The 21671-nt window shown below is 60.6% G+C and carries 25 protein-coding genes and 1 tRNA gene; 17 read left to right on the top strand and 9 right to left on the bottom strand.

Annotation, left to right across the window (positions count from 1 at the left end; all coding sequences use genetic code 11):
- Positions 1-14 precede the first annotated feature (14 nt).
- On the top strand, positions 15-494 hold the full coding sequence (locus FF098_RS09235; RefSeq protein ID WP_155139792.1) for a L,D-transpeptidase scaffold domain-containing protein: 480 nt from the start codon (positions 15-17) through the stop codon (positions 492-494).
- Between the two features lie 4 nt (positions 495-498).
- Here the strand turns inward: FF098_RS09235 and FF098_RS09230 are convergent, their stop codons facing one another.
- The 7 genes from FF098_RS09230 to hemH form a co-directional block, all read right to left on the bottom strand.
- Positions 499-864, bottom strand: a complete 366-nt coding sequence (locus FF098_RS09230; RefSeq protein ID WP_155139790.1) for a YidH family protein — start codon at positions 862-864, stop codon at positions 499-501.
- Positions 865-945: 81 nt separating this feature from the next.
- Positions 946-1446, bottom strand: a complete 501-nt coding sequence (locus tag FF098_RS09225; RefSeq protein ID WP_155139788.1) for a hypothetical protein — start codon at positions 1444-1446, stop codon at positions 946-948.
- A gap of 88 nt (positions 1447-1534) precedes the next feature.
- Positions 1535-2176, bottom strand: coding sequence for a MarC family protein (locus FF098_RS09220; RefSeq protein WP_155139786.1), 642 nt, complete (start codon positions 2174-2176; stop codon positions 1535-1537).
- A gap of 50 nt (positions 2177-2226) precedes the next feature.
- Complete coding sequence (locus FF098_RS09215) at positions 2227-2367, bottom strand: DUF2474 domain-containing protein (protein ID WP_229714569.1); 141 nt, start codon at positions 2365-2367, stop codon at positions 2227-2229.
- Complete coding sequence (gene cydB, locus FF098_RS09210) at positions 2364-3377, bottom strand: cytochrome d ubiquinol oxidase subunit II (RefSeq protein ID WP_155139784.1); 1014 nt, start codon at positions 3375-3377, stop codon at positions 2364-2366. Before cydB ends, FF098_RS09215 begins: the two co-directional genes overlap by 4 nt.
- 4 nt (positions 3378-3381) lie before the next feature.
- Positions 3382-4956 carry a cytochrome ubiquinol oxidase subunit I gene (locus FF098_RS09205; protein WP_229714568.1) on the bottom strand — a complete coding sequence of 525 codons (1575 nt, stop codon included), beginning with the start codon at positions 4954-4956 and terminating at the stop codon, positions 3382-3384.
- 103 nt (positions 4957-5059) lie between these two features.
- Entirely contained in the window at positions 5060-6088 is a 1029-nt protein-coding gene (gene hemH / locus FF098_RS09200; protein WP_155139782.1) for a ferrochelatase, read from the bottom strand.
- 106 nt (positions 6089-6194) lie between these two features.
- Between hemH and FF098_RS09195 the strand changes: the two genes are divergently transcribed.
- The 5 genes from FF098_RS09195 to FF098_RS09175 all read left to right on the top strand — a co-directional run bounded on the left by FF098_RS09195 (position 6195) and on the right by FF098_RS09175 (position 9378).
- A complete protein-coding gene (locus FF098_RS09195; protein WP_155139780.1) occupies positions 6195-6587 on the top strand; it encodes a hypothetical protein in 393 nt (130 codons plus the stop codon).
- 50 nt (positions 6588-6637) lie between these two features.
- Positions 6638-7294, top strand: coding sequence for a hypothetical protein (locus FF098_RS09190; RefSeq protein ID WP_155139778.1), 657 nt, complete (start codon positions 6638-6640; stop codon positions 7292-7294).
- A gap of 13 nt (positions 7295-7307) precedes the next feature.
- Positions 7308-7802: a heavy-metal-associated domain-containing protein gene (locus FF098_RS09185; protein ID WP_155139776.1), complete on the top strand. Its 495-nt coding sequence runs from the start codon at positions 7308-7310 to the stop codon at positions 7800-7802.
- Between the two features lie 113 nt (positions 7803-7915).
- Entirely contained in the window at positions 7916-8179 is a 264-nt protein-coding gene (locus tag FF098_RS09180) for a hypothetical protein (protein ID WP_205967456.1), read from the top strand.
- Between the two features lie 131 nt (positions 8180-8310).
- A complete protein-coding gene (locus FF098_RS09175) occupies positions 8311-9378 on the top strand; it encodes a hypothetical protein (protein ID WP_188544093.1) in 1068 nt (355 codons plus the stop codon).
- 4 nt (positions 9379-9382) lie between these two features.
- On the opposite strand, the gene FF098_RS09170 is transcribed toward FF098_RS09175, so the two are convergent.
- Positions 9383-10315 (bottom strand): hypothetical protein, encoded by a 933-nt coding sequence (locus tag FF098_RS09170; RefSeq protein ID WP_155139774.1) that lies wholly within the window; start codon positions 10313-10315, stop codon positions 9383-9385.
- A gap of 210 nt (positions 10316-10525) precedes the next feature.
- Here FF098_RS09170 and rpmI point away from each other — a divergent pair, with 210 nt between their 5' ends.
- The 9 genes from rpmI (at position 10526) to FF098_RS09125 (ending at position 17304) form a co-directional block, all read left to right on the top strand.
- Complete coding sequence (gene rpmI / locus FF098_RS09165; RefSeq protein ID WP_155139772.1) at positions 10526-10726, top strand: 50S ribosomal protein L35; 201 nt, start codon at positions 10526-10528, stop codon at positions 10724-10726.
- A gap of 26 nt (positions 10727-10752) precedes the next feature.
- Complete coding sequence (rplT, locus tag FF098_RS09160; RefSeq protein ID WP_155139770.1) at positions 10753-11109, top strand: 50S ribosomal protein L20; 357 nt, start codon at positions 10753-10755, stop codon at positions 11107-11109.
- 104 nt (positions 11110-11213) lie between these two features.
- Positions 11214-11567 (top strand): GFA family protein, encoded by a 354-nt coding sequence (locus tag FF098_RS09155; RefSeq protein WP_155139768.1) that lies wholly within the window; start codon positions 11214-11216, stop codon positions 11565-11567.
- Between the two features lie 12 nt (positions 11568-11579).
- On the top strand, positions 11580-12656 hold the full coding sequence (gene pheS / locus FF098_RS09150) for a phenylalanine--tRNA ligase subunit alpha (RefSeq protein WP_155139766.1): 1077 nt from the start codon (positions 11580-11582) through the stop codon (positions 12654-12656).
- A 5-nt stretch (positions 12657-12661) separates the two neighbouring features.
- Positions 12662-13084 (top strand): acyl-CoA thioesterase, encoded by a 423-nt coding sequence (locus FF098_RS09145; RefSeq protein WP_155139764.1) that lies wholly within the window; start codon positions 12662-12664, stop codon positions 13082-13084.
- A 2-nt stretch (positions 13085-13086) separates the two neighbouring features.
- Positions 13087-15504, top strand: coding sequence for a phenylalanine--tRNA ligase subunit beta (pheT, locus tag FF098_RS09140; protein WP_155139762.1), 2418 nt, complete (start codon positions 13087-13089; stop codon positions 15502-15504).
- 9 nt (positions 15505-15513) lie between these two features.
- Positions 15514-16197: a GNAT family N-acetyltransferase gene (locus tag FF098_RS09135; RefSeq protein WP_155139761.1), complete on the top strand. Its 684-nt coding sequence runs from the start codon at positions 15514-15516 to the stop codon at positions 16195-16197.
- A gap of 107 nt (positions 16198-16304) precedes the next feature.
- Positions 16305-16380 (top strand) — tRNA-Thr (locus FF098_RS09130).
- Between the two features lie 252 nt (positions 16381-16632).
- The gene (locus tag FF098_RS09125) at positions 16633-17304 is read left to right on the top strand and encodes a sulfotransferase family 2 domain-containing protein (RefSeq protein WP_155139758.1); all 672 of its coding nucleotides are present in this window, start codon (positions 16633-16635) and stop codon (positions 17302-17304) included.
- 136 nt (positions 17305-17440) lie between these two features.
- Here FF098_RS09125 and FF098_RS09120 read toward each other — a convergent pair whose 3' ends face one another.
- On the bottom strand, positions 17441-19816 hold the full coding sequence (locus tag FF098_RS09120) for a serine/threonine-protein kinase (protein WP_155139756.1): 2376 nt from the start codon (positions 19814-19816) through the stop codon (positions 17441-17443).
- Positions 19817-19984: 168 nt separating this feature from the next.
- Here FF098_RS09120 and FF098_RS09115 point away from each other — a divergent pair, with 168 nt between their 5' ends.
- Both FF098_RS09115 and FF098_RS09110 read left to right on the top strand, forming a co-directional pair.
- Entirely contained in the window at positions 19985-20551 is a 567-nt protein-coding gene (locus tag FF098_RS09115; RefSeq protein ID WP_166426451.1) for an ECF-type sigma factor, read from the top strand.
- Positions 20552-20683: 132 nt separating this feature from the next.
- On the top strand, positions 20684-21670 hold the full coding sequence (locus FF098_RS09110) for a hypothetical protein (protein ID WP_155139754.1): 987 nt from the start codon (positions 20684-20686) through the stop codon (positions 21668-21670).
- The last annotated feature ends 1 nt before the right edge of the window (position 21671 follow it).

Below are 21671 nucleotides of genomic sequence, written 5' to 3'. Positions count from 1 at the left end.
AGGAAAGTCCCGGAATGAAACGCCTGCTTTTTATCGTTGCCCTGCTCATCAGTGTCGTTGGCCTGACACCGGCGAATGCTGCGCCGTCCCCGCTGGTGATGGAGCGCCTGCTCAATCATCCGGATGCGGGCAAGCGAACCTATATGGGCGAGCATTTTCGGGAGCTGAATGATCTGCGGGTTTTCTACGCTAACCGCAACTATGCACCGGTGTGGACGCGAGGCGATCTGGAAAAACTGCGTTATGCCTTTATGGAGGCGCAGCGTGCAGGGCTGGTCGTCGCTGATTATCACTTCATGGCACTGGGTACGGAATATTCCAATGACAATGAAATGGCGATAGAGCTGCTGGCAACCGACGCCTGGCTGTCGCTGGCTGGCGATCTGTACGGCAGCGATGATGCCGATATGCTCGCCTATCTGCACCACGCGCTGGAGCAGGGGCGACTCTATGAAGCGCTGGCTGAGCTGGCGGCGTTTCGATCAGGCCGCTGACGATCTAGAGCAGCCAGAGGACGATGGTCAGGGCTATCGATCCCAATACGAACAGAAAGGTGATGATGCCGAGATTGCGCCTGGGTAGCGGCTTGGCGCTGTGGGATTTCATCCGTCTCAGGATATCGCAGGCATTGTAGAAGGCACTGATGAAGACCAAGACGCCGATGAAGATGAAAATCGTCGCGATGGTCTTGGCAAGCCATGTGGGCTCGACCGCACGGAACAGAGCCTGAAAGCCGAGACCCAGACCGACCGAGGTGACACCTGCCTGCAGCCATGATGCAAAAGTGCGTTCATTGGCGAGCAGGGTGCGATCCTCTGCCCAATAGGTGCGCTTCATCGCCAGGTCGTTGGTGCTGTCTCCCATCAAGGGGCCTCCCGCTACGCTAACGGCCCGGATGGCAGATCCGTTCCATATCACCGAACATCCTGCCCGAAAGGATAAGCATCATGGCGCTGCCTGGCGTGCCATCTCCCGGCAGGTGTCGACATCAATCTGTGTAATGTTGTCTTCCAGATCGTACTGCGCCTGCAGCAGTCTTTGCTGGCGAACCACCATGGCGGTGTCGCGATCGATGCCTTTTGCAGACGTCAATTCATTGCCCCAGTCGCTCAGCATATTGATGTGCTGTTGGTCGCTATCGCTGACCCGCCCGGCTTCATTCGCAGCGCCCAGCATGATGATCCCGGCGCAATAATAGGCGTCTTCGGCCTCGGTCAGGTCGCGCGCGGCAAAGTCGATTTCCGAATAGACGATGCGTCGCAGCGGTTGCGGTGGTTCGTAAGTCAGGACTGGTGCGGGCTCCGGCTCGCTGGCGGCCAACACCTCGGCGGTATCGATGGCAAACCGCATCGGGTCCTCCTTCTTTTCCGTCAGGGTCAGGACCAGCTGTGCGCCGAAAATGATCACGGCGCCGATACCGACGATTTGCAATGCTTTCAGTTTCATGGCTCTCCCCTTCCATGTGCTCGCCATAAGGTAAGGCAGGGACGGCACGCAAGTAAAGCCTGTATGGAAATCCGTTGGGGAGGAGAGGTCAGCTTGCGACCGAGGTGAATATCCCGGCATTGCGGATGCCGGTGATGATCATTTCCGTCGCCATGGCCGCAAGGATGATGCCCATGATGCGGATAGAGACCGTGCGGGCAGTATAAGAGACGACGTGGTTGACGAAGGGGACGATCAGAAGGCCCACGCACATCAGGGCGGCCATTATGAAGATGACGGCGTAAAGTTCGATATAGGCACCGTTCACCGCTGCCTGCTGGGAGAACAGGATCAGCGTGGTGATGGTCCCCGGCCCGACCGACATGGGGATTGCGAGCGGATAGACGGCGGGGTTGTCGATCTCCTCCTGCATCCGCTTTTCCCTGTCGGTGCCGGCATGGCCCTCGTGCCGCACGCCGGAGATCATGGTCAGGGCGATCTGGAACAGGAGGATGCCCCCGGCGATACGGAAGGCGTTGATAGAGATGCCGAAGAAATCGAGGATCGGCTGGCCGGCCAGTGCCACCACGATCGACGCGGCTAGAATGGTGGTTGCGGCCTGAAAGGCAATACGGCGGCGATACGCGTTGTCGTAATCCTCCGTCATCGACAGGAAGATCGGCATGACCACGAGCGGGTTCATGATGGCGAACATGGCCGCCAGGAAGCGTGTGAAGAACTCTACGTCCATGCGCGCGGCTTTAGGCGATTTCCCTCGCGGGATAAAGCGAAGTTTTCACTTCAGGACGGCAGGATCAGGAGGCGGATGCCATAGGCGAGGACGGTCACCGTGGCGACACCGCCGGCCCAAAGGCCAACGAACCAGATGCCCTTCATGAGCGCCGGTGGCAGGTTCAGGCGGGAAAAGTCAGGCAGTCTCAATGATAGCCCTCCTCCGGGTCGATCTTGCCGCGGAAAACCCAATAGGCAAGCGCGGTATAGGCAAGGATGATCGGTATCAGGATGACCGCGCCGACGAACATGAAGATCTGCGAGTTAAACGGCGCTGCCGCCTCGAAAATCGTCACCTCCGTCGGGATGATATAGGGATACATGGAGATCCCCAGTCCGGCAAAGCACAGCGCGAACAGGACGAGCGACAGGATGAAGGGCCGGTATTCATGCTTGTGGATGGTCAGGGAGCGGAACATGGCCAGCGTGATAATGGCCACGGCGATTGGTACCGGCGCGGCAAGGAAAATTCCCGGCGTCGACAGCCAGCGCTCGTGATAGGTCGCTTCCAGCCAGGGCGTGAACAGGCTGACAATGACGATGAATGCGACGGTCGCAACACCGAACCCCCAGGCGAGCTTGCGGGCTTTCTCCTGCAGCGGGCCTTCGGTTTTCATGACCAGCCATGTCGCGCCGAGCAGGGCATAGCCTGCGACCACCGCGATGCCGGTCAGGAAGGAGAAAGGCGACAGCCAGTCCCACCAGCCACCGCCATAGGCGCGGCCATCGACGGCGACACCCTGCAGCAGCGCGCCGAGGATGACGCCTTGCGAAAACGCCGCCATGGTCGAGCCGATGATGAAGGCCCGGTCCCACCATTTCAGCCAGCGCTCCGTACGCCAACGGAATTCGAACGCGACGCCGCGGAAGACAAGCGCCAGCAGCATGGCGATGACCGGCGCGTAGAGCGCGGGCATCAATATCGCATAGGCAAGCGGGAAGGCAGCAAACAGCCCGCCCCCGCCGAGGACCAGCCAGGTTTCGTTGCCGTCCCAGACGGGCGCAACGGAGTTCATCATGACGTCGCGGTTCTTCCTCTCCGGTACCAGCCCGAACAGGATGCCGATGCCGAGGTCGAACCCGTCGAGGACGACATAGATAAAGACGGCGAGGACGAGGAGGGCGGCCCAGGCGATGGACAAGGCAATGCTGACTTCCATGGCGTTACTCCCCTTTTCCGTTCTTGTCGCCGGGCTTTTCAGCGGGGTTGTCTTCGCTGGCCTGTCCGTCGTCGATCTGATCGTCACCGGTGAAGTGCTCGCCATCGGGAACCGGTGTCGTGTCCAGTTTCGGCGTCCCGCCGGGTCCCCAGTTGATGCGGCTGCGGGCGATGCCGGGATCGTCCGCGTCGGCGAGGATGACCTGCGAGGCAGGCGTGATGCCGGCGGCGCGGATCGGACCCTTCTGGTCTTTCGCGCGCGGTTCGGCCAGCAATGGTGGACGGTTGGCAAGACGCATCAGGTAGAAGACACCGGCACCGAAGACGAGGAAGTAAACCACGATGAAGAAAAGTAGCGAGCCAGCGACCGCTGGGGCGGCGATGGGCGAGACGCTCTCCTCCGTGCGCATCAGGCCATAGATCGTGTAGGGCTGGCGGCCGACTTCGGTCGTGATCCACCCGGCGAGAACGGCGACAAGGCCCGACGGCGTCATCGCGACGGCGGTGCGGTGCAGCCACCTGTTCGTGAAGAGCGTATTCTTCCACCGCGCCCACAGGCTGAACAGGCCGACGCCGAGCATCAGGAAGCCGATCGCGACCATGATGCGGAACGACCAGAATACGATCGTGACCGGTGGCTGCTCATCGTCGGGGATCGTGTCGAGCCCATCCATCGGCGCGTTGAGGTCGTGCTTCAGGATCAGCGAGGACAGCTTGGGAATGCCCACGGCATATTTCAGCTCTTGGGTTTCGTCGTCGGGGATGCCGAACAGGTATAGCGGTGCCCCCTCAGGATGGCTCTCGTAATGGCCCTCCATCGCCATGACCTTTTGCGGCTGGTGTTCCAGCGTGTTCAGGCCGTGCATGTCGCCGAGGAAGATCTGGATCGGCGCGACGATGGCGGCCATCCACATCGCCATGGAGAACATCACCTTCACGCCCTCATTGTCGCGCTCGCCACGCAACAGATGCAAAGCCCCGACACCGCCGATGATGAAGGCGGTGGTCAGATACGCCGCCGTCAGCGTATGGGCGAGGCGGAACGGGAAGGACGGGTTGAAGATGATCTCCAGCCAATTCTGTGGCAGGAACTGGCCGTTCTCGCCGATGACGAACCCGGCGGGTGTGTGCATCCACGAATTGACCGACAGGATCCATGTTGCCGACAGGGCGGTGCCACCGGCAACGGCAAGGCAGGCAATCATGTGCAGGGTCGGGCCGACGCGGTTGCGCCCGAACAGCATGATGCCGAGAAAGCCTGCCTCGAGGAAAAACGCCGTCAGTACCTCATAGGCCATGAGGGGGCCGATCACCGGCCCGGCGCGATCGGAGAACACCGACCAGTTCGTGCCGAACTGGTAGGACATGGTGATGCCGGAGACGACACCCATGGCGAAGGTGATAGCGAAAATCTTGATCCAGTAACGGAAAAGCCGGAGGTAGACGTCCTTGTTGGTGCGCAGGTACAGCCCGTTGAGGACGGCCAGATAACTCGCCAGCCCGATCGTGAAGGCGGGAAAGATGAAGTGGAACGAGACCGTGAAGGCGAACTGGATCCGGGCCAGCAACAGGGCGTCCATGCGGGGGCTCTCCTTGGAAGCGGTCGACTGACTTCAACATAGAGCTTTGCGGCCCGGCCTCAATGAAAACCGGTCGCGGCGCGGTGCCGCAGAGCGGGGCGGGTCAAAGCCAGCCAGCCGCCTCCGTCCGCAGGATTTCCTCCAGCAGGCCGATCATGTCGTCGCTGTCGTTGAGGCAGGGCACCTGTGCCAGCGTTTCGCCGCCATGTTCCTCAAAGGTCTCGGCGAGGCCGATGCCGACCTCTTCCAGTGTCTCGATGCAGTCGGAAACGAAGGCGGGCGTGATGACGGCGATATGCTTCAGACCGTCTTCAGCAGCCTTTTTCACAAGGTCTTCCGTCGCCGGCTCGATCCACTTGGCGCGGCCGAATTTCGACTGAAAGGCGATGGGCGCGCAAGCCTCATCCCAGCCCATCCGCTCGCGCAAGAGACGCGACGTCTTCTGGCAATGGCAATGATAGGGGTCCCCCGCGAGGAAATAGCGCTCCGGCATGCCGTGATAGGACAGGATTACCCGTTCAGGTTTTTGCGCCATGGTTGATGACAGCGAATTGGCCAGCGCCGAAATATAGCGCGGATGGTCGTGGAAGGCGGGCACGGTGCGCACGGCGGGCTGCCAGTTCATGCCCTTCAGGATACGGAAGACTTCATCGTTCACCGTCGCTGTCGTGGTCGCGGAATATTGCGGATAGAGCGGGAAGATGACGAAGCGGTCGCAGCCCTGTTCCTTCAGCGCGGTCAGGCGGCTTTCTATCGACGGATTGCCATAGCGCATGGCCCAGTCGACGATGACTTTGTCGCTGCCAAGTCGCTCGCCCACCTTTTCCGCCTGCTGGCGGGTGTAATAGCGCAACGGGCTTTCATCGCTCTCCGTGCGCCAGATCTTGGCATAGGCCTCGCCGGTCTTTTTGGGTCTCGTGTTGAGGATGATCCCCTGCAGGATCGGCTGCCACAGCAGGGGCGGCAGATCGATCACCCGCGGGTCGGACAGGAACTGCTTCAGATAGCGCTTCACCGCGGCTGCGTCCGTGCCGTCCGGCGTGCCGAGATTGACCAGCAACAGCCCGGTGCGCCCGGTCCTTACAGGCGGGTGGTTTTCCGGAAGCGCTGCCTCGTTCACTGTCTCAACCATCTGTATTCCCTGTCAGATCTGCCCGAACTCGCCCTGCATATAGAAGGTTAGCCCTCAAAGGCCAGCGCAAGTGTGATCTTACCGCAATTGGCAGCAGTGCCACCTCATGCTATTGCCAGTTTATATGAAAATGCTGCTTGCCATCCTTTTCGGCCTATCGGTCACGCTCAATGCGCCGACCGTTTGCGCCCATGCGCTTGGCGCTACGAGCAAGTCCATGCTGCATGAGGCGATGATGGCAGGCGATAGCCATCATGAAATGGCTACCCACACGCAGGCATCACAGAAGCAGTCGCACCATGACCATCATGGCGACACCAGCGGCCGTGACGACTGCAAGGGCGGCAGCGACTGCGATGGCTGCACCATGGTCGTCGCCTCGATGAGTGACGGCACAGCCCTCTACCTGCCCGATGCCTGGCACGCCTCCACCATGCCCATTGCGACCGGGCTGACCGGCGCGCCCGACGCCATAGAGCCGCCACCCCCGCGCGGCTGAGCCCCTTTCACGCTCACCAACTCTAGAATCGACATCTGAAAGGAAAAGCCATGGCGCGCTTTATCGCGGCCATTGCTTCCCTCATCTGCATGACGTCAGGCTTCATGGCTCAACCCGCCATGGCCAGACCCGTCTCCTATGAGGGTGGCTGGACGCTCATCGAGGAAACAGACCGTCAGAGTACGGCGCTCTGGGTCCACTACACAGTAAATCCGAGTCTCTCGCTCGGCTGGCGGACCGAATGGGACCGCCAGAACGATGTTCTCTTCAACGGCCCGCAGGCGACATGGCTCGCCAAGCGGTGGTTCGGGGAGAACTATCAGGCCAATCTCTACGGCTTTGCCGGGGCAGGGGCCCTCGAAGGCATCAACGGCAACCCCGCCGACCGGGAGGCTGCGGCCTTCATCGGCGCCATGGCCGACTGGGAAACGCGGCGGCTGTTCGCTTCCTACAGGGTCCGTGGCCTTGAGGGCGGTGATGTCGATGGCTCCTTCATGCAGGCAGCCCGCGTCGGCTTTGCCCCTTACGAAGGCGACACAGGTGACTTGCACACCTGGCTGATGGTCGAGGTCGACCACCGCCCCGACGCCGAAGACCCCGTCGGCGTGACGCCGCTTGTCCGCTTCTTCAAGGGCGCTGCCCTGTTCGAAGCAGGCTGGAGCGTCACCGATGACGAACCAATGCTCAACTTCCAATACCGTTTCTGAAAGGAACACTGAAATGATCCGTACGCTTTTTATCTCCGCCGCTTTCGCTTTCACCGCCCCGGTCCATGCCCAGCAGATGCAACATGACGACATGCAGCATGAAGACATGCAGCATGGCGAGCATGACCATGAAGACCATGATCACAAGGATCATGACATGGAAGCGGATGAGGCCGCACCGGGCGAGACCGTCACCCTCAGCCGCACGCCGGAAATCGATGCCGCGCTGGCCGCCGGCGGCGAACCAGCCGTCGCGCAGGTGCTCGGCGTCGTCTGCGACTTCTGCGCCAAGGCGATGAACAAGACCTTCGGCAAGCGCGAGGAGGTCGCGGCAACCTATGTCGATCTCGACACCAAGACGCTGAACCTGGTCTTCAAGCCGGGCCAGAGCCTCGATGACGAGACCATCGGCAAGCTGGTGACGAAAGCCGGTTACAAGATCGCCGCCATCCATCGCGGTGAGGCGGTGATCGCAGAAACCGCAGCGAACGCAGAGGCAGCCCAGTGAGATTGTTGCTGAGAGAAACGGCCGGCCCGGCACTGGCCCTTTTTGCCAGTACCGGGACCTTGCTCTGCTGTGCCCTGCCGGCCTTGCTAATCACCCTGGGGGCAGGGGCGGTCATGGCCGGTCTTGCCGCAAATGTGCCCGGTCTGATCTGGCTGACGGCAAACAAGGGGCCGCTGTTCATCGTGGCGGGTATCCTGCTCGCGGTAGCGGCATTCATGAAATGGCGTGCACGGAATGCGCCTTGCCCGATAGACCCTGCGCAGGCGCGTGCCTGCATGCGGATGCGGCGCATTGGCACAGTCATCCTGTCCATTGCGATCGTCACCTATCTCGTCGGCGGCTTTTTCGCCTTCTTTGCAGCGGATCTGCTGCTGTAAACCGGCTCGCCGCGCCGCTGTCAAAGGCGGTGCGGCGTTTCATGACACTTGTGTGAAACCCATGTCATAAAAGGGTTACACGCGGCGGCTATGCCCGGCGGCAATTGTACTGATTGCATCCGGGTGATCCCATGGAATTCGATATCTCGCTCTGGGCCATTATCGGCTTTACCTTTGCCGCCTATGCCGTCGTCGGCAATGACGCGCTGCAGACGCTGGGCACGTTCATCCTGTCCAATGGTCGGCTGCACTGGTCCGTGCTCTTCGCATTTGCTGCGATCATCCTTGTCGCGGTCTTCACCTATGGCTGGGTGATCAATGGCGGCGACCCGTCCTACGGGCGCCTCGCGAACACGGCAAAATATCCGGTCGTCGATATTCAGTGGTACCACACATTGCCGCCTCTGGTGCTGCTGGTCATCACCCGCCTTGGCATCCCGGTCTCGACGTCGTTCATGGTGCTGGCGATCTTCGCGACGCTGGACGGCCTGACCTCTATGACGATCAAGTCCATGCTGGGCTACGGTCTTGCCTTCGTTACCGCGCTCGTCCTCTATCTGGTGCTGACTCCGACGCTGGAGAAATTCTTCCGCCGGACCGAACACCAGCAGCACTTCATCGGCTGGGTGCTGTTGCAATGGATCACCACCGCCTATCTCTGGGGCGTCTGGCTGGCGCAGGACTTCGCCAACATCTTCGTCTTCCTGCCACGTGAACTGACGGCATTTGAAAGCTTCGGCGCGATGTCGATCATCGTCGTGCTGCTCGCCTATACCTTCGCCAATCGCGGTGGCCCGGTGCAGGCAGTGCTGAAGTCGAAATCCAACGTCACGGATATCCGCTCGGCGACGATCATCGACTTTACCTATGCCTCGCTGCTGTTCTTCTTCATCACGCTGAACGACATCCCGATGTCGACGACCTGGGTGTTCCTCGGCCTTATTGGTGGGCGCGAGATCGGCATGAACGCGATGGGCAAGACGCGGGAATGGCAGGAAGTCGCGCGGATCATCTTCTCCGATGCTGGCAAGCTGTTCATCGGCTTCGTGATTTCTGTCGCGCTCGCCGTCCTCCTGCCGATGCTGGCATCATCGATGACGGGCGGCGGCGCCGAAGCGACCCCGCTTTCGGATGTGGTGGAAGAGTCGATTGCGCCTGACAGTGGGACTGACGAAACCGACCCTCAATTGTTCAGGTAGTCGATCAGAGCAGCGCAGCCAGTTTTTCCGGCAGCGGGGTTTCGCCCTGCAGCACGCGCAGATGGGCAACCAGCGCTTCTTCCGCGTCATTCACGAGGCCGTCGCGCTTGATGCGATCGACGAGCCATTCGGTTTCTTCCGCACTCAGTTTCCTGGCAACCTCCGCCTCCAGTGCGCGGCGCTCGTTAAGGGCGCCTTGGGGTGATGGCTGGCGTTGATAGCTGTCGATGATCGCCCTGAACCCGCCCTGTGTCATGCGCCCGAAAAAGCCGGTGATGTCGGCCTTCTGGTTCTTCAGCCACGCATCGCGGCGCAGCGCCTCGCGCCGAGTCGGCGGCAGGTAGCCGATATGGGCCATCAGGTGATTGGCGATGGCTTTCATGAACAGGTCTGCCCAGGCCGGATCGTTGCTGGCGGAATAGACCGCGTCATTCAGGTCGAACAGGAATTCCGCTTCCTCGCGCGTGATCGCCACATTGCCGGCGCCGCCTGCCGCAAACAGGAAGGTGCGGATGCGTTCCACATCACGCGCATCAATAACGGCGTCCGACAGCACGCTCTCGCGAATTGCCTCAAGACCGAATTCGATCACCTTTTGCGGCACCTTGTGGGCATGCTTGACCATGTGGACCATGGCGTCGATCAGCGCGCCGTTGACGGCCCATGGCTTGCCGAGGCACTTGATCAGGAAATCTGCATTTTCCTCGCTCATATAGCCGCGCGGCTCTGCCTGGCGGATGAAGAAATCTGCCATCGCCTCGCCCATGAACTGTTGCCAGCCGGTGTCGCCATCGGGCGCCACTGCGGCGAGCTTCAGCAGGTCCGCCATTTCGGCATGGTCAACGACCTGATCGCCGAAGACGCGGCGGCGCATGCGAAGCACGTCTTCGGTGCTGACAAAACCTTGCGAGGTGAGGGCCTTCATATATGCGTTCATGGTTCCGTATCCCTTGGTGAAAGGCCATGATGAACAAAGATGGTTAATAACGACCAAACGCGCGGGCCGGTTGGCGACAAAGCCGGCAAACAGCCAAGAATCCGCTTGATTCGCCCACCCAAGCCGCTATAACCCGCGCTTCAACCGGCGGGATGGCCACAGGGTATTGCCTCCCCCGCCTATCGACCATTCCAGACAAGGAAGTGAAAAATGCCCAAGCTGAAGACGAAATCCGGAACCAAGAAACGGTTCAAGGTCACCGGTAGCGGCAAGATCATGGCCGGCCCCGCTGGCAAGCGCCACGGCATGATCAAACGCACACCGAAGCAAATCCGCCAGAAACGCGGCCTGTCCGTCATGTCCGAGCCCGATCAGAAGATCGTGCGCAAATACATGCCATACGCGCGCTGAGCCGACGATTTAAGGAGACCTGAACCATGTCACGCGTCAAAGGGGGCCCAGCGTCCCACGCCCGTCACCGTAAAATCCTGAAAAAAGCCAAGGGCTATTACGGCGCCCGCTCCCGCCTGTTCCGCACTGCGAACCAGGCTGTGGAGAAGGCCGGCCAGTATGCCTATCGCGACCGCAAGGCCAAGAAACGCAATTTCCGCTCTCTGTGGATCCAGCGCATCAACGCCGCTGCCCGCATGAACGGCCTGACCTATGCGACCTTCATGCACGGCCTTTCCGTGGCCGGTATCGAAGTCGACCGCAAAGTGCTCGCCGACATCGCCGTGCACGATCCGGAAGGCTTTACCGCGCTCGCCAAACAGGCTGAAGCGGCACGGGCTTAAAAGATCATTTCCCGGCTCCAAAAGGGCGGGAAATCATTGAACAAGACAATGCCAAGGCGCTATCAGTCCTTTGATAGCGCCTTTTTCTTTGGGAGATTGGGAACATGACAGAAACGATCAAGGGCGGATGCCATTGCGGCAAGGTGCGCTGGGAAGCCGAGGCTCAACTTGAGACTGTTTACGACTGCAACTGTTCTCACTGTTCGAAAAAAGGGTTCCTGTTGACGTTTGTGCCGCTGGAAAAATTCACTCTCCTTTCTGGGGAGGACGGCCTGACTGAATACAAATTCAACAAGCACGCCATCAGCCACCTGTTTTGTTCAACCTGCGGGGTGCAATCCCATGGCCGCGGCGTCGGCGCGGATGGTGTGGACACGGCGGCGATAAATGCGCGCTGCGTGGATGATATCGATCTCGAGGCGCTGACTATCGTCCCTGTCGATGGAAAAAGTTACTGAACGGAAGAAACAATGTCCGACCTAGACCAACTTGAAAAAGACCTGAGCGACAGGATTGCCGCTGCAGAGACTGAAGCCGCGCTTGAGGAAGTGCGTGTCCATGCCCTCGGCAAGAAGGGGGTCGTCAGCGAGCGGATGAAGACACTGGGCAAGATGAGCCCGGAAGAGCGCCAGCAGATGGGACCGGCCCTGAACGGGCTGAAGGCCCGTATCGGCGAGGCTATCGCCGCGCGCAAGGCGATGCTGGAAGAGGCGGCGCTGGAAGCGCGGCTCGCGTCAGAGAAGGTCGACATCACCTTGCCTGTGCGCCCGGAAGCAAAGGGCAAGATCCACCCGGTGACGCAGGTGTTCGAGGAGATGGCCGCGATCTTCGCCGACATGGGCTTCGAGATCCGCGAAGGGCCGGAAATCGAGGACGATTTCCATAACTTCACCGCGCTGAACTTCCCGCCTGACCACCCGGCGCGGGAAACCCATGACACCTTCTTTTTCAACGAGAAGGAAGACGGCAGTCGCAAGCTTCTGCGCACGCACACATCGCCGGTACAGATCCGTACCATGATGACCGAGAAACCGCCGCTACGCATTATCGTGCCGGGGCGCGTCTATCGCTGCGATTCAGACCAGACCCACACCCCGATGTTCCATCAGGTCGAGGGGCTGGTGATCGACAGGGAAACCCATATGGGTCACCTCAAGGGCACGCTGGAAGCCTTCATCAAGGCGTTCTTCGAGATCGACGAGGTGACGACCCGCCTGCGTCCGCACCATTTTCCGTTCACGGAGCCTTCCGCCGAGATGGATGTCGGCTATGAGCGTGTTGGTGGCGAGCTGCGCATCGGCCAGGGCGAGAGGTGGATGGAAATCCTCGGCTGCGGCATGGTCCACCCGAATGTCCTGAAGGCGTGCGGTCTCGACCCGGACGAATATCAGGGCTTCGCCTTCGGCATGGGCGTCGACCGCCTCGCCATGCTGAAATACGGCATCCCCGACCTGCGCGACATGTTCGCGTCAGACGCCCGCTGGCTGGAGCATTACGGCTTTGACCCGCTCGACCAGCCCAACACTGCGACAGGACTGAGTAGGTAATTCGAATGGCTGACGATCAAGATGCACCTCAGGGCAAGCTCTCCACCCGCACGCTGACCATGCCGGCGGATACCAATCCGGCGGGCGACATTTTCGGCGGCTGGGTGATGAGCCAGATGGACATTGCCGGTTCGCTGCACGCGGTCGAGCATGTACGCTCGCGCGTCGTCACCGTGGCGGTGGACTCCATGACCTTCGTCAAGCCTGTCAAGGTCGGCGATGTCGTGTGCTGCTACACAGAGATCGTCCGTGTGGGCCGCACCTCCATCACCGTCAATGTCGAGGCCTGGGCGCTGAGGAATGCGCTCGGCACGCGCGAGAAAGTGACCGAAGCCCGCTTCATCTATGTCAAGCTGGGTGACGATGGCCGCCCTGCCGAGATCCAGAATACCGAAATCAAAACCGATACTGACAATAAAGAAGACTAGTCATGAAATTCACCCTGAGCTGGCTGAAGAAGCACCTGGACACCGATGCGACGCTGGACGAGATCGTCGAGGCGATGGTGCGCGTCGGGCTGGAAGTCGAGGAGGTCGATGACCCCGCCGAGCGCCTGGCCGCCTTCACCATCGGTCACGTGATCGATGCACAGCCGCACCCGGATGCCGACAAGCTGCGCGTCTGCCGTGTCGCGACGAAAGACGGCGAACAGCAGATCGTCTGTGGCGCGCCCAATGCCCGCACCGGCATCAAAGTCGCCTATGCCCCGGTCGGCGCCTATGTGCCTGGCATCGACGTGACGCTGGGCAAGGCCAAGATCCGCGGTGTCGAATCCAACGGCATGATGTGTTCGGCCCGCGAACTGGAAATGGGCGACGATCATGACGGCATCATCGAGGCACCGGAAAGCGCGGAGGTCGGCCAGCCGGTCGCGGAGGTGATGGGCGCGAATGACCCGGTCATCGATTTCGAGGTCACGCCTAACCGTCCGGACACGAATGGCGTTGCGGGTGTCGCCCGCGACCTCGCCGCTGCCGGTGTCGGCACGCTGGTCACCAAGACCTATGATGAGCCAGTAAGCGATGGCTATGACAGCCCGGTCAAAATTGAACTGGAATTCGCGCCGGGTACGGAGAGTGCTTGCCCGGTATTCGCCGGTGTCTACGTGCGTGGTGTGAAAAATGGCCAGAGCCCGAAATGGCTGCGCGACCAGCTGCGCGCCATCGGCCTCAGGCCCATCAACGCGCTCGCCGACATCACCAATTATGTTTCTTACGATCGCGCCCGCCCGCTGCATGTCTATGACGCCGCAAAGATCGGCCCGGTGATCCGTGCCCGCCTCGGCAAGACCGGCGAAGATCTCGAAGCGCTGGACGGCAAGACCTATAAAATCGATGAGACCATGACCGTCATCGCCGATGAGACCCGCGTTCTTGGTCTGGGCGGCATCATGGGCGGTGAGTATTCCGGTGTCGAGGAAGATACGACCGATATCTTCATCGAAAGCGCCTATTTCGATGCTGTGCGTACGGCAAAGACAGGCCGCAAGACTGGTATCGTTTCCGACGCGCGGTATCGCAACGAACGCGGCATCGACCCTGCCTCCTGCGTCGCCGGTCTGGCCCAGGCCGTGGAAATGGTGCGCGAGTTCTGTGGCGGCGAAGTCAGCAAGGTTGTCGTCGCCGGTGCCGTTCCCGATGTCAGCAAGACGGTCACCTTCCCACCCGCTGAGGTGAAACGCCTGACCGGTATCGATCTCGACGAGCCGGAGATGGAGCGCATCCTGACGGCCCTCGGTTTCGGCGTCGAGCAGGGCGATACATGGTCCGTCAGTGTGCCGAGCTTCCGCCCGGATATCGAGGGCAAGGCCGACCTGGTCGAGGAAGTCGCGCGCATCGTCGGCCTTGACGAAGTGCCGTCTACCCCGCTGCCGCGCCTGTCTGTCGTCGAGGCGCCGAAATATTCAAGATCACAGGACCGCGTGCGCCTCGCCAAACGGGCGCTGGCATCGCGCGGTTATCTGGAAAGCGTCACATGGTCGTTCTGCGATGCGCCGGAGGCTGCGCTTTTCGGTGGCGGGCAATATAGGGAAAAGGGGGGCAATCCTGACCTTGTCCTGTCGAACCCTATTTCGTCGGACCTCGGCCACATGCGCCCGTCGATCCTGCCGAACCTGATTGCGGCCTTGCGCCGCAATGCTGATCGCGGGCGTGATGATCTCGCCCTGTTCGAGGTCGGTCCTGTCTATGCCGGCGATGGCCCCAAGGATCAGGCGACGACCGCCACCGGTGTACGCCTGTCGAACCCAACTCGCCACTGGCAGGGTGCTCAGTCTGCGGATGTGTTCACGGCAAAGGCCGACGCCATGGCAGCGCTGGAAGCCGCCGGGGCCCCCGTCGCCAATTTGATGGTCATGGCCAATGCACCGGACTGGTATCACCCGGGCCGCTCCGGCGTTCTGTCCCTCGGCCCGAAAAACGTGCTCGCCGAGTTCGGCGAGATCCACCCGCGTGTCCTGAAAGAGCTGGATATCGAGGGTCCGGTCTATGGCTTTGAGGTCAAGCTCGACAACATTCCGTTGCCTAAGGGCAAGGGCGGCAAGACGAAAGCTGCGCTCGATGCGTCATCCCTTCAGGCTGTCTCGCGCGATTTTGCCTTCATCGTCCCGGCGGACATGCCGGCGGAAGACCTGATGAAGGCGGTGCGTGGGGCCGAGAAGAAACTGATCTCCGCCGCGTCGCTATTCGATATTTACGAAGGCCCGGGCGTCGGTGAAGGGAAAAAGTCACTCGCCGTCGAGGTCACCCTGCAGCCGAAGGACCGTACGCTGACGGATGAGGAGATCGACGCCGTTGCTGCCCGCATCATCGCACAGGCCGAAAAGGCCGGCGCGACCTTGCGCGGATAGGGCCGTCCGGTGGCGCGTGAGCTTTCAGACTGGCAGCCTTGTCCGGTTCCGGGGGAGGTATCGCTGCCGGGGCATGGCTTACGGCTGGAGCCGTTCGAGGCAGGCCGCCATGTCGCGCCCCTGTTCATTGCCCTGTGCGGGCCGGGCAATGACGGCATCTGGGACTGGATCCTGCACGGTCCGTTCGACACACCTTCAAAGCTGGGAGATTTCTTCCAGACGCGGAATGCGTCCGGTGAATGGCGGACCATGGTCATCTACGATGATGCGACCGACACCTGTCTCGGTACGGCAAGTTATATGCGGCTGCGCCCGGATCAGGGCTCTGCCGAGATCGGCGCCGTGCTCTATTCCCGTGCCCTGCAGCGCACCCGCGCCGGCACGGCGGCCTTCGCCCTGATGGCCACGCATGTGTTCGACGAGCTCGGCTATCGCCGCTTCGAGTGGAAGTGCAATGCACAGAACGAGGCATCGGGCCGGGCGGCGCTGCGCTATGGTTTTTCCTGGGAGGGCCGGTTCCGCAACGACTATGTATGGCGCGGGCGCAACCGGGACACGGACTGGTACTCGATCATCGACGCTGAATGGCCGGCGGTGAAGGCGGCGCTGGAGGCGTGGCTCGACCCGTCCAATTTCAACGAAACCGGAGAGCAGCTGAAAAGCCTCTCCGCGGTCCGGGAGCGGCTCGCCTGAGAAGGCAATTTCCGGCGTGCGCCTTTTCTAATTTCGGCTTGCGCCGGGACTGCTGAAATTGTATGCAACCTGCTCCGGAGGGGCCGGTTACCGGCCGCTCGCGAAGGGCCGCTTTAGCTCAGCTGGTAGAGCACATCATTCGTAATGATGGGGTCAGGTGTTCAAGTCACCTAAGCGGCACCATTTCTTTTTCGCGCTACCGCCGATCACCAATCTCACATTACAGAATTGCCTGACGGGAAGACGATGGCTCTGCCAACAGGCTTGGGCATTTGCGGCATGCGTTTCCCCTGTTCGGATGATATCGCCTACCCGACATCGCGGTTATACCGCATTGCGAAAAGTGATTGATCAAACAGCGATATTGCGCGACAACAGGTCAAGAGGACCTGGACGGGGGATGTCGGGTCACAGGGGAAATTCAAGCGAGGTATCATGGCTGTCTGGATCAAGAAGTACAAGCTGCTCTACGCACTCACACCGAGGACGGCGAGCACGGCCACAGCCACGGCACTGAGAAAAAATCTCGGGGGCAAACAGGTTCCCAACGAAGATATCCGCAATGACGCCGGCAAGGTGATCGTGGCGCGCAAGCATTCGAAGCTGTCGGAAATCATGAAGCATGAGCTGATCGATCCGGCGGACTTCAACAATGCCGTTCGCGTCACCACGGTCAGGAACCCGTTCGATTCCGTCTATTCGCTCTGGTACAAGAAGAAATATACCTATGTGCCGTTGCTGGATGACCCGTCATCTTTCATCCACAAGGACCAGAACTCGGTAAATGACATGCTCTTCGTCAAGGAGAATGGCTTTGAAGAGTGGTTCAAGAAGCATTATGACACCGACGAGACCGGCAAGACGAGCCAGGGCATCTACAAGCGCTGGACGCATCAGGCCAACCACATCATGAAGTTCGAAAACCTCGCCGAGGACTTCAGCGAACTTCTGGACAAGCTGGGCGTCGAGAAGAAATTCGAGATCGGTATCCTGAACCCGACCGAAGGGCGCAAGCGCGATTACCGCACAGCCTATACTGACGAGATGCGCCAGATCGGTGAAAAGGCGTTTGCGGCCGAGCTGAAAAAATACAATTACGAGTTCTGATGCGAAGCGTCGCAGGGCGCAAACCGCTAGATCAGGTTATTGCGGCAGGCCATTGAATGATGGTCTGCCGTTTTTGCTCCTGAGTCTCAGGGGTCAGCGACGAGCCAGTGGTTCCCCATCCGCTAGGCCGTATTCGCTAGCCCGCGCAATTCTCGGCCAGCAGCGTGGTCAACTCATCCATCCGGTCACCTTCATCATATTCGGTGAGCGTGCCTTGTGACTGCATCTCCTGCATGATCGACATGGCGTCTTCCAGATAGCGGCATTGCATGTCGGGTTTTCCGATCTCGCCATAGACGATGCCTGCATCCTTGTAGGTCAGCGCCAGGTCGCGGCGGTGGTTGAGCACATCCGGATAGCGCTCTGTAACCGCCAGGCGCGTTGCGATCGCACGCGCTATCGTCGCTTCGGCTTCTGCCGCCTGCCCGGCTTCGGAATATGATCGTGCCAGCTGTTCCAGCTGGGAGGCGAGAAAGTGGTCGCCATTGGCATCTTCCGGGTCGAGCGCCTTGATCTGCTCGGCCATGCCGACCGCGCGCCGGCCAGCCTCGATACTGCGAGCCAGGTCGCCGGTTCGCCGTGCTGCCGGTGCGATCAGTCCATAAAGACGCATGACCTGGACGAGCATGTAATAGCTGTCGGGTGTCTCTGCGAGCGCCTTCTCCTGTACGGCGAGGGCGTCGGTCAGCGGTCCCAGCGCTTCTTCATACCGGAACAGTTCGAACAGCGTCTCGCCTTCCGTTGTCGCCATATAGGCAGACAGCCGCTCGTGATTGCGCAAGGTTTCGGCAAGGGCAGGTTCTGCGAGTTCAGCGCGATAGAGGCGCACTTCCTCAAGGGCGGTTTCCTGATCATTGGCATAGCTGAGAACTTTCAGCCGGTCGGTGCGCACATTCCAGAACCGGTTGGCAAGACGCGTCTCTTCGGCTCCCGGCAGGGACAGGCCCCGCGTTGCAATGACCCGTGCCTTGTCGTTGGCGCGGCGGGCCGCATCCACATCAAGGTTGTAGAGTAGCTCCTGGTTCGTCATCAGCCGCAGCGTCCAGACCAGCTCATCCATTGTCTTGACGTTGTCAGGATCCCTTTCCAGAAGCTGGTCCAGAACCTGCTCGGCATTTCTCAGCAGGTCATAGGATGTCTCGACGTCGCCCAGATTCGAAATGCCGACGCCGCCATAAAGGTCTGAAAGCCGGTTATATTGAACTGCGACGTCCATCAGGATGTCGTCCGGCGCAAACCGGTCACCAGCCAGTTCATCGACGTAGCTCTTAAGCACATCGGCCATCTTGCCGCGTACGTCCAGCGTGCCGGAAATCAGGGAGATCTCGTCATAAATGTCGAACACCATCGTCCGCGCCAGTTCGCGGGATTGCTCGAACCGCGCATTGGCGCTGTCGAGGGCGCTTTCAGCACGCATATATTGTGTCAGCGTCAGGCCAAACGCACCGGCCAGACCGATGATCGCCGCACTGCCCAGCAGCACACCCGCCTTGTTGCGGGATATGAATTTCGACAGGCGATACCCTCGCGTCGATGGCCGTGCCCGGACTGTCTGCCCGCGTTGCATCCGGTCGATATCATCCATCAGGGCATCGACGGTGGCATATCGTTCTGACGGGTCCTGTGCCGCGGCCTTGCCGATGATCGCCTGCAGGTCCGGTCCCCGCATGGTCGCCGGCACGATCGCTTCCAGCAGTCGACCGAGGGAATAGATGTCGCTGAGCGTATTGGCTACGGCTCCCTTGCGCCGCTCGGGCGCGGCAAAGCCGGGCGTGAAGCTGAGGCTGGGGATCGACGCCTCTAGCTGCTCCTCCTCTTCGCCGGTAAACGGCCTGGCGATGCCGAAATCTATCAGGCGTACCTCGCCTGCGCTGGTCACCAGCATGTTCGACGGGGTGATGTCGCGGTGGATGATCAAATTGCGATGGGCGTGGGCAACAGCGCTGCACCCATCGAGGAACAGGCGCAGCCTTGCCTTCCGGTCCAGCTGTTCTTCCTCGCACCACAGGGTGATCGGCACCCCGTCGATATATTCCATGATGATATAGGGGGCGCCATCCGCCGTGGTGCCGCCATCATAGAGCCGGGCGATATTGGGATGGGTCAATCTTGCCAGTGTCTGGCGCTCGCGGGAGAAGCGTTCGACAAGCTCCTCCGACAGGACTTTCGGCTTGATCACCTTGATCGCGACATCGTGGTCGAAATCGCCGCTCATGCGCTGGCCGCGGAAAACCGTGCCCATGCCGCCCTGACCGATGATGCCGGTTATGCGATAGGCCCCGATCGTTTCGGGGATCGGGGTTTCGTCATCGCTATCTGCTGAAGCACCGCCAGTGCCCAGCAAGGGGCGGTCGCTGTCATAGGATAGAAGCGACAGTGCCCTGTCGCGCAGGGCCAGGTCATCACCCGCCTGTCGTGCAATCCACGCGGCGCGCTCATCGGCGTCTATGTCGAGGGAATCCTCGAATAGTCTCAGCGCCCGTGCCTCGAGGTCGTTATTATCCGTGTTCATCTATTCCCCCTTTCGGTCCCGACAGTCGAAACCATAGTCACTGCGCACCACTACCCTGTTGTAGATTGGCGCAAAAAAACCGCCTGGCAGGTCACGCCATATTGGTCGGCACCATTTTTCCGATGGACAGGAGCCCCTCTCTCTTACACACTATAGACACTATCGGGGGTGCGTATCGAGACCGATATTGAAACACGAGATCTATTCGAGTCCTGGCGGGCCGGAAGCGATTCTGCCCGCGATGCCCTTTTTGCGCGCTTTTATACAGACCTGCGCCGTGTCTCCGCCGCCCTGTTGCGGCGCGAGGGGCGTGTCTCCCTGTCGACAGGCGACCTGGTGAATGAAGTCGTCATGCGCCTCATCCAGCTCAACCAGATCGACTGGCGGGACAAGTCGCACTTCATGGCCCTGTCGGCAAAGATGATGCGCCGGGTGCTGATCGACCACGTCCGAAAGAAGCAGGCGGGCAAGCGCCATCATCAACAGGTCACGCTGATCACTAATCACGGGGCCCATGGCGACGCCGTCGACCTGCTTCGCCTGGAGGAGGCATTGCGCCGGCTTCAGGCGATCGACCCCAAGCGCGCGGAGATCGTCGAGCTGCGTTATTATGGCGGCCTGTCGGTGGAAGAGGTTGCTGAAGTGACGGGCCTGTCAGCGTCCTCCGTAAAGCGCAGCTGGCAGGCGAGCCGAGTCTGGCTGATGCAGGCGATCAGCGAAGGCATGTCAGATTAGAGGCGGAATAAACCCTAGCGCCCCGTGTGCAGCCCGCCCCTCCCGAAAAAATTTAAAAAAGTGTTGAACCGATAGACCCGGCTTTCCCGCCTACCTGAGCAGACGCCAATCTTTGCAAGGGGGTAGAGGGCAGTGCGACGCATCGGTTTATTCGGACCAAGACGTATTTTCGGTCCACGCAGGACAAGATCCACATCACTTTACGGGTTTGCCGCCATCGCTGCGGCAGCAATCGGCTGCCTGCCGGCAACGGCGGATGCCCAGGGATATGCCGAAGTGGGCGCTGGAGAAATCAGGGCGGTCAGCCTGAAGAGCGGACAGGCCGTCTCGCCAAATGCCCTAGAGACCGGCGATCAGGCCGTGATCGAAAATGGCAACGGGCTAGTTTCCTTTGCAGGCTATGATGTCGACCTCGACAATGTCAGTGGTGCGATGGGCTATTCCAGCGCTGCTGCCTATGTGATCGTCGCAAGCGGTGCGGCCTCCGCAGCTGGCGAGACGGCGCGGGCAGGGGAAATCCTGATCCTGATGCCAAGGGGTGAGGGTGCCGCTGCCCAGTTCTATGACGCAGGGCGCTATGCGGGATCGTGGGACGAGGCGTCCATCAGCGCTCACCCCGCCGTGTACGAACAGCTCGATGCTGTCGCCGGGCGCCAGAAATGGAAGATCTTCTTCGGCCGTCTGGGCACTACCTCCTTCAACATTGCCGCACCGGGATCGGCGCATGCGGAAACAGCCCGCCGGTCGATCGTTGGCGATGCGACGGTGCGCGATATCCGCTTCTCAGGTGTATCGGACGGCGTCGAGATCGAGCGATCCGTCGTGCGCACTTTCACCGATGCCCTGTCGTCGGGCGACGTACGCACAGTCGCGGAGCTGCTCGACCCGACGCCCTATGGCGGCGCGAATATGAGCGGGCAGGCCGCTGCGGCAAGGCAGATGGTCGCCGAACGCATGGTCGATCAGGAACAATGGTCGAGCCTCGTTGCAGGCCGTGAGTTCACTCGGACAGCCGATGCCGGTGTATGGCAGGCCGCAACGCCTGCAGGTGAGATCGTCATCAGGCTGACCTATGCCAATGACTTCATTTTTGTATCCAATATCAAGCGGGGGATTTGAT

The sequence above is a fragment of the Aquisalinus luteolus genome, from assembly GCF_009712425.2.
Taxonomy (GTDB): domain Bacteria; phylum Pseudomonadota; class Alphaproteobacteria; order Caulobacterales; family Parvularculaceae; genus Aquisalinus; species Aquisalinus luteolus.
This window is presented reverse-complemented; position numbering and strand designations above follow the sequence as displayed.

Coding starts and splice junctions, on each gene's coding strand:
- FF098_RS09235 (WP_155139792.1), top strand. CDS start 15: ATGAAACGCCTGCTTTTTATCGTTGCCCTGCTCATCAGTGTCGTTGGC.
- FF098_RS09230 (WP_155139790.1), bottom strand. CDS start 864: ATGGGAGACAGCACCAACGACCTGGCGATGAAGCGCACCTATTGGGCA.
- FF098_RS09225 (WP_155139788.1), bottom strand. CDS start 1,446: ATGAAACTGAAAGCATTGCAAATCGTCGGTATCGGCGCCGTGATCATT.
- FF098_RS09220 (WP_155139786.1), bottom strand. CDS start 2,176: ATGGACGTAGAGTTCTTCACACGCTTCCTGGCGGCCATGTTCGCCATC.
- cydB (WP_155139784.1), bottom strand. CDS start 3,377: ATGGAAGTCAGCATTGCCTTGTCCATCGCCTGGGCCGCCCTCCTCGTC.
- FF098_RS09205 (WP_229714568.1), bottom strand. CDS start 4,956: ATGGACGCCCTGTTGCTGGCCCGGATCCAGTTCGCCTTCACGGTCTCG.
- hemH (WP_155139782.1), bottom strand. CDS start 6,088: ATGGTTGAGACAGTGAACGAGGCAGCGCTTCCGGAAAACCACCCGCCT.
- FF098_RS09195 (WP_155139780.1), top strand. CDS start 6,195: ATGCTATTGCCAGTTTATATGAAAATGCTGCTTGCCATCCTTTTCGGC.
- FF098_RS09190 (WP_155139778.1), top strand. CDS start 6,638: ATGGCGCGCTTTATCGCGGCCATTGCTTCCCTCATCTGCATGACGTCA.
- FF098_RS09185 (WP_155139776.1), top strand. CDS start 7,308: ATGATCCGTACGCTTTTTATCTCCGCCGCTTTCGCTTTCACCGCCCCG.
- FF098_RS09180 (WP_205967456.1), top strand. CDS start 7,916: ATGGCCGGTCTTGCCGCAAATGTGCCCGGTCTGATCTGGCTGACGGCA.
- FF098_RS09175 (WP_188544093.1), top strand. CDS start 8,311: ATGGAATTCGATATCTCGCTCTGGGCCATTATCGGCTTTACCTTTGCC.
- FF098_RS09170 (WP_155139774.1), bottom strand. CDS start 10,315: ATGAACGCATATATGAAGGCCCTCACCTCGCAAGGTTTTGTCAGCACC.
- rpmI (WP_155139772.1), top strand. CDS start 10,526: ATGCCCAAGCTGAAGACGAAATCCGGAACCAAGAAACGGTTCAAGGTC.
- rplT (WP_155139770.1), top strand. CDS start 10,753: ATGTCACGCGTCAAAGGGGGCCCAGCGTCCCACGCCCGTCACCGTAAA.
- FF098_RS09155 (WP_155139768.1), top strand. CDS start 11,214: ATGACAGAAACGATCAAGGGCGGATGCCATTGCGGCAAGGTGCGCTGG.
- pheS (WP_155139766.1), top strand. CDS start 11,580: ATGTCCGACCTAGACCAACTTGAAAAAGACCTGAGCGACAGGATTGCC.
- FF098_RS09145 (WP_155139764.1), top strand. CDS start 12,662: ATGGCTGACGATCAAGATGCACCTCAGGGCAAGCTCTCCACCCGCACG.
- pheT (WP_155139762.1), top strand. CDS start 13,087: ATGAAATTCACCCTGAGCTGGCTGAAGAAGCACCTGGACACCGATGCG.
- FF098_RS09125 (WP_155139758.1), top strand. CDS start 16,633: ATGGCTGTCTGGATCAAGAAGTACAAGCTGCTCTACGCACTCACACCG.
- FF098_RS09120 (WP_155139756.1), bottom strand. CDS start 19,816: ATGAACACGGATAATAACGACCTCGAGGCACGGGCGCTGAGACTATTC.